The sequence below is a fragment of the Umezawaea beigongshangensis genome, assembly GCF_016464305.1.
Taxonomy (GTDB): Bacteria; Actinomycetota; Actinomycetes; order Mycobacteriales; family Pseudonocardiaceae; genus Umezawaea_A; species Umezawaea_A beigongshangensis.
Window position 1 is genome coordinate 215,350 of record NZ_JAEIOJ010000002.1, and the last position, 15,648, is coordinate 230,997.

The 15,648-nt window shown below is 73.9% G+C and carries 17 protein-coding genes; 8 read left to right on the forward strand and 9 right to left on the reverse strand.

The genetic code is table 11. The annotated features are described in order from the left end of the window. Positions 1 to 52: 52 nt before the first annotated feature. Positions 53 to 865, reverse strand: coding sequence for a DUF1684 domain-containing protein (locus IMZ35_RS05530; protein WP_199439829.1), 813 nt, complete (start codon positions 863 to 865; stop codon positions 53 to 55). Between the two features lie 243 nt (positions 866 to 1,108). Between IMZ35_RS05530 and IMZ35_RS05535 the strand changes: the two genes are divergently transcribed. Both IMZ35_RS05535 and IMZ35_RS05540 read left to right on the forward strand, forming a co-directional pair. Further along, positions 1,109 to 2,134: a dihydroxyacetone kinase subunit DhaK gene (locus IMZ35_RS05535; protein WP_199439830.1), complete on the forward strand. Its 1,026-nt coding sequence runs from the start codon at positions 1,109 to 1,111 to the stop codon at positions 2,132 to 2,134. After that, positions 2,131 to 2,754, forward strand: coding sequence for a DAK2 domain-containing protein (locus IMZ35_RS05540; RefSeq protein WP_199439831.1), 624 nt, complete (start codon positions 2,131 to 2,133; stop codon positions 2,752 to 2,754). Before IMZ35_RS05535 ends, IMZ35_RS05540 begins: the two co-directional genes overlap by 4 nt. A gap of 63 nt (positions 2,755 to 2,817) precedes the next feature. Here IMZ35_RS05540 and IMZ35_RS05545 read toward each other — a convergent pair whose 3' ends face one another. The 8 genes from IMZ35_RS05545 to IMZ35_RS05575 form a co-directional block, all read right to left on the reverse strand. Further along, positions 2,818 to 3,309, reverse strand: coding sequence for a VOC family protein (locus IMZ35_RS05545; protein WP_199439832.1), 492 nt, complete (start codon positions 3,307 to 3,309; stop codon positions 2,818 to 2,820). 54 nt (positions 3,310 to 3,363) lie between these two features. Beyond that, positions 3,364 to 3,498 carry a hypothetical protein gene (locus tag IMZ35_RS31290; RefSeq protein WP_267877042.1) on the reverse strand — a complete coding sequence of 45 codons (135 nt, stop codon included), beginning with the start codon at positions 3,496 to 3,498 and terminating at the stop codon, positions 3,364 to 3,366. Between the two features lie 46 nt (positions 3,499 to 3,544). Continuing rightward, positions 3,545 to 4,138, reverse strand: a complete 594-nt coding sequence (locus IMZ35_RS05550; RefSeq protein ID WP_307867784.1) for an MSMEG_1061 family FMN-dependent PPOX-type flavoprotein — start codon at positions 4,136 to 4,138, stop codon at positions 3,545 to 3,547. Between the two features lie 213 nt (positions 4,139 to 4,351). After that, positions 4,352 to 4,660, reverse strand: a complete 309-nt coding sequence (locus IMZ35_RS05555) for a DUF3140 domain-containing protein (RefSeq protein WP_199439833.1) — start codon at positions 4,658 to 4,660, stop codon at positions 4,352 to 4,354. After that, entirely contained in the window at positions 4,657 to 4,872 is a 216-nt protein-coding gene (locus IMZ35_RS05560; RefSeq protein WP_199439834.1) for a hypervirulence associated TUDOR domain-containing protein, read from the reverse strand. Before IMZ35_RS05560 ends, IMZ35_RS05555 begins: the two co-directional genes overlap by 4 nt. A 66-nt stretch (positions 4,873 to 4,938) precedes the next feature. Further along, positions 4,939 to 6,306: a permease prefix domain 1-containing protein gene (locus IMZ35_RS05565; protein ID WP_199439835.1), complete on the reverse strand. Its 1,368-nt coding sequence runs from the start codon at positions 6,304 to 6,306 to the stop codon at positions 4,939 to 4,941. Continuing rightward, positions 6,303 to 6,677: a PadR family transcriptional regulator gene (locus IMZ35_RS05570; RefSeq protein ID WP_199439836.1), complete on the reverse strand. Its 375-nt coding sequence runs from the start codon at positions 6,675 to 6,677 to the stop codon at positions 6,303 to 6,305. Before IMZ35_RS05570 ends, IMZ35_RS05565 begins: the two co-directional genes overlap by 4 nt. A gap of 268 nt (positions 6,678 to 6,945) precedes the next feature. Further along, entirely contained in the window at positions 6,946 to 7,548 is a 603-nt protein-coding gene (locus IMZ35_RS05575; protein WP_199439837.1) for a TetR/AcrR family transcriptional regulator, read from the reverse strand. Between the two features lie 551 nt (positions 7,549 to 8,099). Between IMZ35_RS05575 and IMZ35_RS05580 the strand changes: the two genes are divergently transcribed. The 6 genes from IMZ35_RS05580 to IMZ35_RS05605 are packed head-to-tail and all read left to right on the forward strand — an operon-like array spanning position 8,100 to position 15,607. Further along, positions 8,100 to 9,614 carry an aromatic amino acid ammonia-lyase gene (locus IMZ35_RS05580; RefSeq protein ID WP_199439838.1) on the forward strand — a complete coding sequence of 505 codons (1,515 nt, stop codon included), beginning with the start codon at positions 8,100 to 8,102 and terminating at the stop codon, positions 9,612 to 9,614. Next, positions 9,611 to 10,492: a 3-methyl-L-tyrosine peroxygenase-related protein gene (locus IMZ35_RS05585; RefSeq protein WP_199439839.1), complete on the forward strand. Its 882-nt coding sequence runs from the start codon at positions 9,611 to 9,613 to the stop codon at positions 10,490 to 10,492. Before IMZ35_RS05580 ends, IMZ35_RS05585 begins: the two co-directional genes overlap by 4 nt. Continuing rightward, the gene (locus IMZ35_RS05590) at positions 10,428 to 11,096 is read left to right on the forward strand and encodes an O-methyltransferase (RefSeq protein WP_199439840.1); all 669 of its coding nucleotides are present in this window, start codon (positions 10,428 to 10,430) and stop codon (positions 11,094 to 11,096) included. The genes IMZ35_RS05585 and IMZ35_RS05590 overlap by 65 nt, the downstream gene beginning before the upstream one ends. Continuing rightward, positions 11,093 to 12,325 (forward strand): wax ester/triacylglycerol synthase domain-containing protein, encoded by a 1,233-nt coding sequence (locus tag IMZ35_RS31295; protein ID WP_199439841.1) that lies wholly within the window; start codon positions 11,093 to 11,095, stop codon positions 12,323 to 12,325. The genes IMZ35_RS05590 and IMZ35_RS31295 overlap by 4 nt, the downstream gene beginning before the upstream one ends. Continuing rightward, positions 12,322 to 13,350 carry an alcohol dehydrogenase catalytic domain-containing protein gene (locus IMZ35_RS05600; protein WP_199439842.1) on the forward strand — a complete coding sequence of 343 codons (1,029 nt, stop codon included), beginning with the start codon at positions 12,322 to 12,324 and terminating at the stop codon, positions 13,348 to 13,350. Before IMZ35_RS31295 ends, IMZ35_RS05600 begins: the two co-directional genes overlap by 4 nt. Positions 13,351 to 13,360: 10 nt before the next feature. Next, positions 13,361 to 15,607, forward strand: a complete 2,247-nt coding sequence (locus tag IMZ35_RS05605; RefSeq protein ID WP_199439843.1) for an SDR family NAD(P)-dependent oxidoreductase — start codon at positions 13,361 to 13,363, stop codon at positions 15,605 to 15,607. The last annotated feature ends 41 nt before the right edge of the window (positions 15,608 to 15,648 follow it).

Sequence of the window (15,648 nt, forward strand, 5' to 3'; positions counted from 1 at the left end):
CCGCCGCGGTCCGGCCGTCGCTCCACCTGCGACGGTCGGACGGCCGAGCGGATCAGGAGCGCTCGTACGGCGTCTTCTCCCCCGCCTCCACCGCGAAGGGCAGGGCGTTGCCCTCCGGCGGGAGGGGGCAGGTGGCGTGGTCGGTGAAGGCGCACGGCAGGTTCACCGCCCTGGTGAAGTCGAGGACCACCGTGCCGTCCTCCGCGGGCGGCGGCACAGCCAGCGAGCGGTTGGCCGCGTAGGTGGTGACGCCGCTCGTGGCGTCGGTGAACAGGATGCTCAGGCCCGAGCCCCGGCCGTTGAACGCGGTGAGCACGTGCTCCGCGCCGTCGTGCTCGAAGCGCACCACGCCGGGGGCGGCGTAGACGTGGCTGAGCCCCTCCACCACCGCGCCGACCGTGGTGGGGCGCGGCTCGTCGAAGGGCTCGTACGTGCCGGTCAGCACCCACTCGGGCTCCGGGTCGTAGGCGGGCACGCCGCGGAACGCGCGCAGCACCGGCGCCTTCGGGTCGTGCACCCGGATCAGGTGGCCGCCGCGGCGAGCCACCTCGATCTCCACCTCACCCGCCACGACCCGCGTGCCGGCTCCGCTGTTGACCAGCTCGAACCGCACGGGCCCGGTGACGGGCTCGCCCTCGTGCACGGCCCGCGCTCCCCGCGGGTCGAAGTGCGCCGCCGACGCGTCCTCGTCCTGCCACCACAGACCGGGCAGCCCCCGGTACGCCCGCGGCTCGGTTCCCAGCCAGTCCAGCGACACCAGCGCGAGCCAGCCGTGCGGATCGGCCAGGCTCTGCTCGCGCTCCCGCTTCCAGTTCCGCCAGTCCTGGACGAACGGGTCCTGCGCCGCGTCCACCGCACCGCTCATCGGAGCACTCCTCTCGGGATCTGCGTCACCAGTGCGAACGAGCACCGCCCGCGACTGTTCCCCCTCTCACCTGATGGGATGACCAGGTCGCGGTCTCCAGCTCGCGCGCCCGGCGCAGCCGACCGGCCACCGGACTCGCCCCACCGCGCTGCTGTCCCCTCCCGCCGCGAGCAGACTGGGGCGGAGCGAGGCTCACCGCGCTCCCGCGACCGCCTCACGACCGCACCAGGGAGAACGCCCGACATGGCTCCACCCCTCCACCCGGCCGACGGGGACCCGGTCCCGCCCGCGCTGCGCGGCTTCGCCAAGGCCCACGCCGACCTCGTGCGGTTGCACGAGGACCCCGCCCACCTCGTCGCCCGGCACCGCGACCCCGCACGCCGGGTCGGCCTGGTCTCCGGTGGCGGCTCCGGCCACGAACCGATGCACGCCGGGTTCCTGGGACGCGGGATGCTCGACGCCGTCGCCCCCGGCAAGGTCTTCGCCTCACCGCACAACAAGCAGGTCCTGGCCGCCTCCCGGCACGCCGCGGGACCGGACGGCGTGCTGCACGTCGTGAAGAACTACACCGGCGACCGCATCAACTTCGGCATCGCGGCGGAGCGGCTGCGGCTGGAGGGGATCGAGGTCCGCCGGGTGCTCGTGGACGACGACCTGGCCACCGAGTCGGACGAGACCGCCACCGGGCGGCGCGGCACCGGCGCCACGGTGGTCGTGGAGAAGCTGCTGGGCGCCGCCGCCGACACCGGCCTGGGGCTCGACGACCTGGCCGCGCTGGGAGCGGAGTTCGCCGGGGCCTCGCGCAGCCTCGCGGTGGCGACGCGGGCGCAGACCTCGATGCACACCGGGAGGCCCTCCTTCGCGCTGGAGGACGGCGAACTGGAGTACGGGGTCGGCATCCACGGCGAGCGGGCCCAGAGGACGATCTCCCGGCCACCGGCCGAGGAGCTGGTCGACCGGATGCTCGACGAGGTCGTGGCGGGTCTGCCCGCCGGGCCCGACGAGGTCGTCGTGGTCGTCAACGGCCTGGGCGGCACCACGCTGCTGGAGCTGTACGGGCTGCACGACCTGGTGTCCGACGGGCTCGCGCGGCGCGGTCTCGACGTGGTGGGCGCGCTCGTGGGCACCTTCGTCCCGGCGCTGGACATGGCCGGGTTCTCGCTCACCCTGACCCGGCTGCGACCGTCGTGGAAGCCGTGGTGGACCGCACCGGCGATCACTCCGGCCTTCCCCCGCAGCACCGCGCCGACCACGGAGGAGACCCGGTGACGACCTTCGACCAGGAAGCGGTCCTGCGCCGGTTCGCCCGTGCCGCGGAGGACGCGCACGCCGAGCTGACCGAACTGGACCAGCGCAGCGGCGACGGCGACTTCGGCGACAACCTGCGCGGTGGGCTCCGCGCCGCCGTCCAGCGCTTCGAGGACGGCTCCGGCGGCGCCTTCGACGCGCTGGGCGAGGTGTTCCTCGACGAGGTCGGCGGCACCAGCGGCCCCCTGCTGGGCCTGCTGTTCACCGAGATCGCCCACGCGCTGGCCAGCGGCACCGATCCCCTCACCGCGTTCGGGGAGGGCACGAGGGCCGGTCTGGCCGCGATCCAGCGCGTCGGCGAGGCGCGGGTCGGCGACCGCACGCTGGTCGACGCCCTCTCCCCCGCGGCCGACGCCCTGGTCGGCGGCGGGTGGGCCGAGGCCGCCGCGGCGGCGAAGGAGGGCGCCGACCTCACCTCCGGGCTGCGCGCGCGGATGGGCCGGGCCAGCTACGTCGGCGAGCGGGTCAAGGGCGCGCCGGACCCCGGTGCCGTCGGGATCGCGCTGCTGTTCTGGGTCGCGGCCACCGTCGCGGAACCGGACGCGAGCGTTCCCTCCCCGCTGAGCGGTGTCACGGGCTGAGCGGTGATCGGCCGTGCCGCGGACCACGCGGCACGGCCGATCGGGTCGTCGCGGGACCGGCTGTCAGCCGGCGGGGCCGCGCAACGCCGCGTCCAGGGAGTCGAACACGCAGGTCGACCCGCCCTCCCACGGCAGCCCGGCATCCCCGCCCCGGGCCGGGGCGTACAGCCACCAGAGGTTGCCCCACGGGTCGCGCAGACGCGCCAGGTCCTCGCCGCCGTAGAAGGGCGTCACCTCGGTGATCACCGCGGCACCTCGCGCCGCGGCTCGGTCGAGCACCTGCTGCGCGTCGTGCACGTAGACCTGGAGCAGGGCGGGCACGACCGGCCAGCCGGGCTGCCTGTCGGCCACCAGGAGCACCGAGTCGCCGATCGCCACCTCGGCGTGGATCAGCGATCCCGACGGCAGGGGAGTGCGCGCCTGCACGCGTTCCTCGCCGTCGAAGACCTCCTCGACGAACGCGATCAGATCGGCTGCCCCGTCGACGAGCGCGAACGGGTTGAGCGCGCGCTCCCCGCTCGGCAGGTCCGGTCCGGTGCGGACAACTGACGACATGTGGCGCTTCCTTCCCTCTGCGGCCTCGGACCGCCACCGTAGGAAGCGTTCAGGTCAGTTCACGTCCTGAAGAGGCGTGCAGCCGGGCCGTCGGGTGCGCGTCTCGCGCGTCCGCCACAGCAGCAGCACCGGGTGCGGGGTGCCCAGCGGCACGAGGACCTCCGTCTCGCCCCGCTCCGGCGCGACCACCGCTCGGCGGGAGCGACCAGCCGCGCGCGCCGGTCGCGGTGCGGCGTCAGGCCAGGAGCCGCTCCGGGGGCACCGGCCAGTGGGCCACCTGGGACGCGAAGAGCTCGGCGGTGCCGGCCACGGCGTCCGGGGCGGGCCAGCCGGCCGGGTCCCACAGGGACGACCGCCGCAGCGCCTGCCCGCAGTGCAGGAACAGCTCGTCCACCTCCAGCACCACCCCCAGCGGCGGCGCGGGCGCGGCGAAGCGCTCCAGGAACGGCGCGTCGCGCACCGGGGTGGCCCGGCCGTTGACCCGCAGCACGTCCGTCCGGCCCGGCACGACGAACAGCATTCCGGCCCGTGGCCGTTGCAGGAGGTTGCGGAGACTGTCCGCGCGGCGGTTGCCGGGCCGGTCGGCGAAGGCGATCGTCCGCTCGTCGAGCACCAGCACTCCCCCGGCCGGGTCACCGCGCGGGGAGACGTCCACGCTGCCGTCGGCGGCGGTGGTGGCCAGCAGGTAGAACGTCGACGCCTCCAGGAAGCGCCGGGACTCCGCGTCGACGACCGCGATGGCCTTGTCCCGCATGTGCGGGTGCGGCTCGGGAACCAGCTCGCGCAGCTCGGCCTCGTCGCGGACCGGCGTGCCGTGCTCGGGGTTCACGCCGCGCACGCCGCGCGCAGGCGGCTGCCGGGGGTGGTCGGGGCGGTGCCCGGCACCGGGTGGCGCATCAGGGGGTCTCCGAACCGAGGTCGCGATGGGGTCGCCCCAACCTAGACGCGCGACGGCCCGGACGGCGCGGAGCCGCGGCGCAGATCACAGCGGCCGGTCCACAGCGGCCGGTCCACAGCGGACTCACCACACCCGGCGGTGGCGTCAGTCCTTGAGCGGGTCGTGGCCCCAGTTCATCAGCGAGTAGCGCCACCGCGTGTGCTCCACGTCCCCGGCCGGACGCTGGGCGAGGTGCCGGTGCACGTACCCGACGACCTTGTGCACGTGGGCGTGGTCGTCCTCGGTCAGGTCGCCCTTCTTCGTCCGCAGCAGCTGCACGATCCGCCTGCCGGACTCGTGCCCGACCGACTCGCCGCCGTCGGACTGGCCGACGGACTTCGACTCGTCGGTCTCCAGCCACCGCTCCAGCTCGGCCGCCGTCATGTTCACGGCTCCCTCGAAATCAGCGCTCACGAGTCGTCTCCCAGCGCGCTCGGCCTGTGCACGGCGTCCTTGCCGGTCTTGTCGCTGCGCACGCGGTACTGCGGATCGTCCTGCGAGGCGCGGACCGTCCTGCCCGCCGCCTCGGTGTCCTCGGTGATCTCCTCGACGACCTCGCCGTGCACCGTCTTCCCGTGACTGGACCAGGTGACTTCGTCACCCTCGTGCAGTTCTTCCTCGCCCATGAGGAGGAGTCTGTGCCGTCACGTCGGCCCACGCACGACGAGCCGGACGGCCACCCCGCCGGCCTGTCAGAGGTAGCCGAACACCGGGGGCAGGAGCAGGACCACGATCCAGGCCCACGCCGCGTACACCGGGAGGTAGGCGGTCTGCCAGCGCTCCAGCGCCGCGAACGGCGCGCGCCCGCGGACGAGTCCGAGCACCAGCCAGGCCGACCAGGCGAGGTTGATCAGCAGGACGACGTTCTCCCCGAGCGCCGCCGCCTTGTTGGGGGTGGTGCCGTACTCGGTGATGCGCCCGGCGATGGCCAGCAGCACCAGCACGTCGATGGCCAGCGCGCTGACCACGAGAGCGAGTTGCAGCCTGTCGAACAGGCCGGCCGGTGCCAGCGGGTCGCGGGCCGAGATCGAGTACAGCAGCAGTCCCAGGACCACGGCCAGCAGGAGGTCGAACAGGATCAGCGCCTCCCGCTCGACGTCGATGACTCCGCTGGTGACGCCGAAGGTGACGAGGAAGGCCAGCAGCGCCACGGTGAACAACGGGGTGAACAGTCGCGTGAGCACCGGAGCGATGTTCTCCACGACGCTCTGCTTGGCCTCGACGAGCCACCCGGCCACCACCACCGCGCCCGCGGCGCCGCAGGGCATCACCCAGCGCGCCATGACGTCCTCCGGGGAGACCCCGATCGCCTCGAAGGTCCCGAACACGAAGGCGATCAGCACACCGCCGCCGAGCGCGATGAGGACGTAGTAGACGAACAGCTCCCCGGTGAAGCGGACGAAGTCCATGCGCCGGCGCGCCGAGCGCACGTCGTCCGCCACGTAGGCCAGACCGACCGCGAACCACAGGGCGATGGGCAGGTGGATGCTGGTCAGGACCAGCGACTGCGACTCCTCCGCGAGCGGGTAGGCGTTGGCCGCCACGGCGCCGAGCGCGAACAGCGCCAGCAGCACGCCGATCAGCGCCGGTGCGGCACGCCTGCGCCAGGCGAGGAAGCCCGCCAGCCAGGGCAGCACGAGCAGGCTCGCGTTGGCCGCGTAGAACGCGCCGTCCTCGTCGGGGTTCGCCCCGAACAGTTCCGGCACCTTGACCGACACCGCCGCGCCCACCGCGAACAGGAGCGTGCCCAGCAGGTCGCGCCGCGACCGGGTGGTCGCGGCTGGCCCGTCGGTGTCGCCGGCGAGCACCAGCTGCTTCCACAGCCGTTCCGAGTGCTCCCTGGCGAACTCGCGGGACAGGTCGTCCAGGCTGCCCATGCGCTTGACCGCGACGAGGAACGCCTCGTCGGGGTGGAGACCGGCGGTGAGGAGCTCGTCGACGGACCCCCTGAGGTGGTCTTCGAGCTCGTCGGCGTCGGGTTCCCGCAGCTCCCGCCGACGCTGCACGTACTGGCGCCACTGAGCGAACTGGGCCTCCAGCTCGTCCGGACCGTTCGTCATGCGAGCCCTCCCGACGGGAACACGATCAGCGACCTGGAACCGTCCGGGCCGCGCCAGATCTCCTTGAGCGCGTCCACGACCGTGTCCCACTGGCGGCGCTGCTCGGCGAGCTCGGCCAGTCCGCTGTCGGTGATGCGGTAGTACTTGCGCCGCCGCTCCCCGGCGACCGACCGCCAGTCGGCCTCCACGTGCCCGAGGCGTTCGAGCCGGTGCAGCAACGGGTAGAGCAGCCCCTCCGTCCAGTCCAGTTCTCCCCCGGACAGCTCGTTGATCCGCCTGAGGATGGCGTAGCCGTAGCTGTCCGCCTCGGCCAGGATGCCCAGCACCATCGGCGTCGCCGACGCGGCCACGAGATCCTTGGTGACTTTCACGGCGACCTCCACCGGTTCGTACCCTAGATGTACTAGGCATAGTAGTTCTAGGTATTGAAGAGAGCAAGGAGCGCCGACATCGCCCGTCGGGGCGGGCGAGTCGTGCCGGGAGGAAGTGGCGGCGCAGGGCGGGGTCAGCTCCAGCGGACGGGCGTCCACGCTCCGCGCGCGGCGGAGCCGGGTGGCACGAGCACCCGCTCGCCGTCACCCCTCGCGTTCCCGCACGCGGTGAACCGGACCTCCACGACCGGACGCCCGGCCACCGGCGTCAGCGCCGGGCGACCTCGATCACGGCACGCCCGGCCGCGACGAGCGTGTCCGCCCTCAGGCCGGAACCGCCGCCCAGGTAGCCCTGCACCATCGCGCCGTCGCGCAGCACGACCAGCTGCTCCAGCGCCGCGGAGCGGTCACCGACGCCGAGTTCGACGAGCAGTTCGTCCAGCACCCCGGCGAACCACTTCCGGTGCGCGGCGACGGCGTGGCGCACGGGGTGCTCGGGGTCGGCGTACTCGGCCGCGGCGTGGATGAACGGGCAGCCGCGGAACCCCGGCGCGCAACTGGCGTCCACGATGGCCTCGGCGACGGCGGTGAGCGTTCCGCACGGATCACCCGGACGGTCGGACCGCACTCGCGCGATCTCGGCGCGCTCCCAGTCCGAACGACCCCGGAGGTAGGCGAGCACGAGGTCGTCCTTGGTCGGGAAGTGCCGGTAGAAGGTGACCTTGCTGACCTCCGCGGCGGCGATGATCCGGTCGGCGCTCACGGCCCGGACGCCCTCGGCGTAGAACATCGCGTCGGCGGCGGCCAGGATGCGCTGCCGCACCGGCGACACGCCCGCCTCCGCCCGCGCCGTGGTTCCGGTCGCCGCCATCGCCGTGTCCCGCCTCCGCCCGCTCGTCCTCCCGTCCAGGTTAACGTCTCGCGCACGCCCGCGGAGTCGCGCCGTCTCGCGGACGCGCCGTTCGGCGACACCGCGATCGACCGGTGAGAGGGACTCCCGATTCCACGCCCGCTCGGAGCGCAATGGGGTCGTCACGCGAACTCGCCGTCACCGACACGCGCTGCGCTCGTTGGCGTCCGTCGATATACCGTTACTACACGTATCGCTTTTGTGTTCGACGGCTCTCCACGAACGAGTACCACCACCTCCACCACGAAGGACCGGACTCATCAGCGGGTTCACCAGATGAATACATCGCGCAGGTGAACAGCGGGACACCTCGTGTTCACCGCAACCGGTGACGATTTTTACAAGCCGCTCTTGCACCGCAAGAGTCTCGGTGACATAGTCCATCCGAGCGTTGCGGAAGGGCGAAGAAATGGTTTGCCCCCAGGGGTGGATTCCGCACTGGTTCGTTCGTCCGGGGTGTCGTCCCCACGTGCACGGTGGAATTTTTCCTCTTCCCGGAATCAAGGAATGACATGCTGCTGCCCCTTTCCGTCGGTCTTCCGGTCAGACTGGACGCGCACACCCTCGAAAGCGCCGGCGGACCGGTGAGCATCACCCTGTCCGACTCGGCGCGCGGTGAGGTCGAGCGCTGCCGGGCGTTCGTGGACCGGTGCCTGTCGGACGACCGCGCGATCTACGGGTCCACGACCGGCTTCGGTCCGCTCGTCACGTTCGCGGGCCGGGAGACCACGGTCGACCAGTGCGACAACGTGCTCCAGCACCTCACCGCCGGCCAGGGACCCGACCTGCCGCCCTCCCTCGTGCGGGCCGCGGTCCTGGCCAGGGTGTGGTCGCTGTCGCAGGGACGGTCCGGCGTCTCCCTCACGGTGATCGACGCGCTGTGCGCCATGCTGCGCACCACCTTCGCACCGGCCGTCCCCTCGCTCGGCTCCGTCGGCGCCAGCGGCGACCTCGTGCCGTTCGCGCACACCGCGCAGGCTCTGCGCGGGCACGGGCACGCCTACGTCGACGGGCAGCGGATGCCCGCCGCGGCGGCGCTGGAGGCCGCCGGCCTGGACCCGATGCCGCTGGACGGGCGCGACGCGCTGGCGCTGGTCAACGGCACCTCGCTGACCACGGCGGCGGCCGCGCTCGCGTGGACGTCCGTCCACCGCTCGCTCCGGACGGCCGCCGCGCTGACGGCGCTGCTCGCCGACGTCCTCGGCTCCACCCCGGCGTTCCTGGCACCGCAGCTGCTGGCGGCCTACGGGCACCCCGGCGCGGTCACGGCGGGCGCGTACCTGTCCGCGCTGCTGCGGGACGTCCGGCCGACGGGCGACCGGCCGTTGCAGGAGCCCTACAGCATCCGCTGCTCACCGCAACTGCTCGGCGCGGCGTGGGCCTCGGTGGACCACGCGGGCTCGGTGATCCACGACGACCTCAACGGGGTCAGCGACAACCCGCTGTTCTTCCCCGACGACGAGCTCGTGGCGCACGGCGGAAACTTCTTCGGACAGCCGTGCGCCTTCGCGGCGGACGCGCTCAGCGCGGTCGCCGCGCAGGTGGGCAACCTCGCCGAGCGCCAGCTCGACCTGCTGGTCGACCCGCGGCGCAACAACGGGCTGCCGCCGATGTTGTCGCCGGACCCCGGTGTCCAGCACGGCCTCCAGGGCGTTCAGCTGGTCACCACCGCGATCGTGGTGGACATGCGCAGGCGGGCCGCCTCCCCGGCGAGCTTCCAGAGCGTTCCGACCAACCTGCACAACCAGGACGTCGTGCCGTTCGGCACCCAGGCGGCGCTCAACGCCCTCGACCTCGCCGGGTCCCTGCGGCTGCTGCACGGCTCGCTCGCGCTCGGCCTGCGCCAGTCGGTGCACGTGGGCGGCCGGCGACCCACCGCTCCCGCCTGCGTCCAGCTGATGGAGGCGCTGGCCGACACGCTGGCCCCCGTCGACCGGGACCGGCCGCTGGACGGCGACGTGCGCGCCGCCGCCGACCTGCTCGACACCCCCGGCCTGCTCGACGGCCTGGTCGAGGGCGACCGATGACGCCGCCGGTGCGGGCGGTCCTGCGCCCCCTCCCGCTGCCCGCGCCCGACGACCACCTGCGCGACGGCGCGGCCCGCGACGTCACCGCCGATCTCGAACTGGTGCTGCGTCCGCGGACCGACGTGCTGCTCCCGCCCGACGACCCCGCCGAGCGGGCGTTCTACCGCTGGGTCCTGGGCCACCACATCGCGTTCGCGGTGTGGCGGCTGCTGGGCGACCTGCTGGAGCGGATGCTGCGCGACGGCGCCACCGAGCAGGACGAGGCCGAGGCCGCGGCGTGGTACGACCGCTACTCGGCCCTCCAGGTCTACGCGGGCAGCTGCACGCCGCAGGTCTACGCCACCGTCATCCGCCAGCGCATGATCGACGACCATCCCGCCTTCAGCGGTGTGTGGGCCCGCGACTACGAGCGCGTGCTCGGTCTGCTGACACGGCTGGACCCACCGGTCGACGGCGTGCTCAAGCAGGCGCTCAAGCGGCACCGGCTGGTGCACATGACGCTCGCCAAGTTCCTCGTCCCCGCGGGCGAGTCGCTGCTGAAGCAGGCGGGACGACGCCCCGGCGAGGGTGCCACGGACGTCGAGCGGAACCTGCTCGACACCTTCTTCCTGGTGCGGCGCGGCCCGGTGTCCGCCGGGGAGTTCCACGCGGAGGTCGTGCACCGGCTGGCCGCGGCCCAGTGCGACCTGGCCGCCGTCCCGCTCGGGTCGGACGAGCTCGTGAGCGTGCTGGCGCTCCTGCCCGCGGACCTGCCCACGACCCTGCGCGACATCGCCTCGATCCTTCCCGAACGGCTTCACCTGGAGGAGCAAGATGGACCTCGACAAGCGGATCGGTCTCACTCCCCCGCTGGCCGGCTACGTCGTCGCGCAAGCTGAGCCGCCCAGTCCGGCGCAGCGCCGGCTGGTGGAGGCCACGACCGCGCTCGGCGGTGTCGCGGAGATGCAGATCCCGCACGAGCAGAGCGTCCTGCTGACCCTGCTCGCGCAGTCGATCAACGCCACCACGATCGTCGAGATCGGCACGTTCACCGGGTACTCCACGCTCGCGCTGGCCCGCGGCCTCGCCCCCGGCGGCGTGGTGCACACCTTCGACATCTCCGAGGAGTGGAGCGCCATCGCCACCCGCGGGTGGGAGGACGCCGGGGTGCGCGACCGGATCAGGCAGCACACCGGTCCCGCCGCGCAGACGCTTCCCGCGCTGGCCGGCGACCTCGTGATCGACCTGGCGTTCGTCGACGCCGACAAGGCGGGGTACGTCGGCTACTGGGAGACGCTGGTCCCCCTGGTGCGTCCCGGAGGGCTGATCCTCGCCGACAACGTGCTGTACGCGGGCGAGGTCGTCGACGACAGCCCGTCCGCCAACGGACTGGCCATCAGGGAGTTCAACGCCCACGTCCGCGCGGACGACCGCGTCGAGTCGGTGCTGCTCACCATCGCCGACGGACTGACCGTGGCGCGCAAGAAGGACATCGCCTGGTGAGCGACCCCGGCCTCCGGGTCGACCTGCTCACGCGCACCTTCCTGGCCATGGAACGCGGCGTGCCCGACCCGGCCGACGTCCACTTCGGCGTGCTGCTCCGCTGCGCCGGCCCCGCACCCCGCCTGGACGAGCTGCGCGCCCACGTCGGCGCGCGACTGGGCCGGCTGCCCGCCCTCACCAGCCGGCTCACCGGGGAACCGGCGTGGGAGCAGGACCCGGACTTCGACGTCGCCCGCCACGTGCACCTGGTGCCCGGCCTCCCGGTCGAACCCGTTCCCGTGCGGCGGCTGGTGGACGCCGCTCCCGGCCACGACCGCCCGCTGTGGCGCGCGTGGCTGCTGCCCGGCGACGGCGGCGTCTGGGGACTGGCCTTCGCCGCGCACCACGCCCTGCTCGACGGCAGCGGGGTGCTGCACGTGCTGCGGGTGCTGTTCGGCGACCACGAACCCGCACCGGTGGTCCCCCGCGCTCCCCGTGGGCTGGCGGTCCTGCGCGTCCTGCCGAACGTCCTGTCCACCCTGCGCCGCGCGCCGGACCTGCCCGTGCTGGGCGCCCTGACCGGCAAGCGGCGCCTGGACCACGCGAGCGTCGCGCTCGCCGATCTCCGCGCCGTCGCCGACGCCACGGGCACGACCGTCGGCCAGGTGCACCTGGCCGCGCTGGCCGGAGCCGTCCGCCGGTGGTCGGGCGCGGGAGAGCGCGGCCGCGACGTTCCCGTGTGCGTGCCGGTGGACACCAGGACCGCGGAAGAGCGCGACAGTCTCGGCGTCCACCTCGGCCTGCACCGCTCGGTGCTGCCCACCGGGACGGCCGATCCCGCCGCACGGCTGCGGATCACCGCCCGGCGGTTGTCCCGGCGCCGCACGGCCACCGCGCGCACCGCGACCCGGGCACTCGTGGACGACGTGCCGTCCCGGTGGAGCGGGATCGCGATGCGGCGGCTCGGCGATCGCCGGAACGTGGCGCTCACCGCCTCCGTCTTCCGGCCGTCGTCGCTGACGCACGTGCTCGGCGGCGCCGTGCAGGACGTGTTCGCCCTGCCCTGGCTGCCTCCGGGACACGGCTGCTTCACCATCCTCGCCGTGCACGGCGCACGGGCGTCGCTCTCCGTGCTGACCGACACGGGGGTCGACGCCACCCGCGACCTGTCCGCCCTCTGGGCGGACGAGGTGGCCGTGCTCGCCGCGGCCACCGGCACCGGACCCGCTCGAAAGGACACCACCCCGTGAAAGCCGCCGTTCTGCACGGTCCCGGTCACCTGAGCGTCGAGGACGTCGACGACCCGCGCGTCCAGGAACCCACCGACGCGGTCGTGCGCGTCGTCGTCGCCGGCGTCTGCGGCACCGACCTGCGCGGCTACGCCGGTCTGCCCGGCCCGGCCAACGGGCCCCGCTGCGGGCACGAGTTCGTCGGAGTCGTCGCCGAGGTCGGTGCGGCCGTCACGACCCTGCGCGTCGGCACGACGGTGGTGGCGCCGTTCGTCTTCGCCGACGGCACCTGCCGGGCGTGCCTGCGCGGCCTGTCCACGTCCTGCCGGTCCGGCGGCATGTTCGGCGTCGCCGGCGACGGCGGACAGGCCGAGGCGGTCCGCGTGCCGTTCGCCGACGCCACGCTGGTGCCCCTCCCCGTGGACGAGCACGACGAGCGGCTGCCGGCGGTCCTGGCCCTGACCGACGTGATGGCCACCGGGCAGCACGCCGTGCACACCGCGCGGGTGACGGCGGGCACGTCCGTCGCCGTCGTGGGCGACGGGCCCGTCGGGCTGTGCACGGTGCTGGCGGCGCGGCGGGCCGGTGCGAGGCGGATCGTCCTGCTCGGCCGGCACGAGACCCGCACGCGCATCGGCACCGGCTTCGGCGCCGACACCGTCGTCGGCTCCCGCGGCGAGGAGGCCGTGGCGGACGTCCTCGACATCACCGGCGGCGCCGGGGTGGACGTCGTCGTCGACTGCGTCGGCGAGGCCACCTCCACGGCCACCGCGCTGGGCGTCTGCCGCGACGGCGGCACGCTCAGCGTCGTCGGCGGCGTCCACTCGGGAGTCGACGTGCTGGCGTGCTTCCTGCGCAACATCACCATCACCGGCGGCCTCACCCCGGCGCGCAGCTACCTGGAGGCGCTGGTGGACGACGTGCTCGCCGGTCGGCTCGACCCCTCGCCGGTGTTCGACCTGTCGGTGTCGCTGACCGACGTCGCCGCGGGCTACGAGGCGATGCGGACCCGCGAGGCGACCAAGGTCCTCGTCCGGCTCTCGTGAAGGAACTCCTGTGAAGGACGGCAACGGCGTGGATCTGGCGGACGCGGACGAGATCGGCCTCGTCGAGGCGATCTGGGGACCCGACCTGGCGGCGGTGACCGACGACCGGCTCGCCGTCGTCGACCTGACCGGCGACGAGCCGCGGCGGTGGACGCGGCGCGACCTGGCGGTGGCGGCGGCCGGGGTGGCGGCGCGCGTGCGCGGCGCCCGGACCGTCGGCCTGGTGATGGAGAACTGCGCCGAGTTCGTCGTCGCGTTCCACGGCGTGCTGGCGGCGGGTGCGGTGGTGCTGCCCCTGGACCCCAGGGCCACGCCGGAGTCGTGGGCGTCCGCCCTGGGCGCGCAGGGCGTGGACGTGGTCGTCGCCGGTGCCCGGCAGCGGGCGCTCCTGCCAGCGGACGTGACCGTGGTGGAGGTCGACGGCGCCCCGGAGCGGCGCGAAGCGTCCTGCCCCGTCCCCGCCGGGGGGACGCGCACGGCCGTGCTGGCCTCCTCCAGCGGGACGCAGGGCAAGCCCAAGCACGTGATCGTCACGCACCGCAACCTGGTCGCCAACCTGGCCCAGATCGCCGGGGTGCACGTGCTGAGCGAGGCTGACGTGGTCCTGGCCGTCACCCCCCTGCGGCACATCTACGGCATGCAGATGGCGATGAACAACGCCCTGCTGACCGCCGCGCTGATCGTGCTGGCGCCGACCCCGCTGCGCGGGGCGGCGGACCTGCTGGATCTCGTCGCCGAGCACGGCGTGACGGTGGCGTACCTGGTGCCCGGCGTGGTCGCGGAACTCGGCGCACTGGGCCGCACGAGCCGGGGAACGGCGTTGAAGCTCGTCGTCTCCGGCGGTGCCCCGCTCGCGGTGACCACGGCCCTGGAGTGCTCCGCCGCGCTCGGCGTGCCGGTCGTGCAGGGACTGGGGATGACCGAGGCGGGCTGCATCTGCTTCACGCCCGACGGCGCCCCCGGCCCGCCGGACACGGTCGGTGTACCGCTGCCGGGCACCGAGGTCCGGTTCGTGGACCCGGCCACCGGCGCCGACGCCGTGCCCGGCGAGCTGTGGATCCGCGGCCCCCAGATCACGCCGGGGTACCTCGACGACCCCGACGCGACCGCCGCCCTGATCGACGCCGACGGCTGGCTGCACAGCGGGGACCTCGCCGAGCGCGACGCCGACGGGTACGTCCGGATCGTGGGCCGGCTCAAGTCGATGATCAAGTACAAGGGGCACCAGGTCGCGCCGGCGGAGCTGGAGGACCTGCTGATGACGCACCCGGCGGTCGCCGACGCCGCCGTGCTCGGCGAGCCCGACCCGGTGGCCGGAGAGCTGCCCAGGGCGTTCGTGGTGCTCGCGGAGCCGGTGCCGCTGGCGGAGGTCGTCGAGCACGTGGCGGCCCGCGTGCCGCCGCACAAGCGGATCCGGCTGATCGAGCGGGTGCGCGTCGTCCCCCGCTCGGTCACCGGGAAGGTCGTGCGCGCGGAACTGCTGGAGGGTCCGCTGCGCGGCCTGTCGGTGGTGGTGACCGGCGGCGGACGGGGCCTCGGCCGGGCGTTCGCCTCGGCGGTGGCCCGCGCGCGGGCGAACGTCCTGATCACCGGCCGGGACGAGGGCGTCCTGAGGGCGACCGCGGCGCAGCTCGCCGACGACGGCGGACAGGTGTCCTGGGCCGTCGCCGACGTGCTGGACCCGGAGGCCACCCGGCGGGCGGTCGAGGACTTCGGCGACGTCGACGTCCTGGTGAACAACGCGGCGCTGCCCGGCCCGATCGGTCCGGCGTGGACGGTCGACCCCGACGAGTGGTGGCGGGCGGTGGAGGTGACCGTGCGCGGCACGATGGCGACGACGCGGGCGGTCCTGCCGGGGATGATCTCCCGCGGCAGCGGGCGCGTCATCAGCATCGTCAGCAACGCAGGACGCACCCGCTGGCCGCACGCCAGCGCGTACTCGGTGGCGAAGGCGGCGCAGATCAAGTTCGTGGAGAACCTCGCCTCCGAACTGCGGGGCACGGGCGTCGCCGCCCTCGCGTTCGACCCCGGCCTGCTCGACGAGGGCATGACCAGGGCGCACTTCGAGCGCGGGCGGACCGGGGAGCACTGGGCCGACACGATCCACGACTGGGCGCTGGAGGCGAAGGAGGCGGGTCGCTTCGCGAACGTCGACGACGCCACCGCGCACCTGGTCCGGCTGGTCGCGGGCTTCGCCGACCACCGCTCCGGCCGCTACCTGACCGGCGACGACCTCGACCCGCTGCACGGGTGCTGAACCGCGCACCGCGGCTCTGACGGGCGGGACCGGCACCGGCC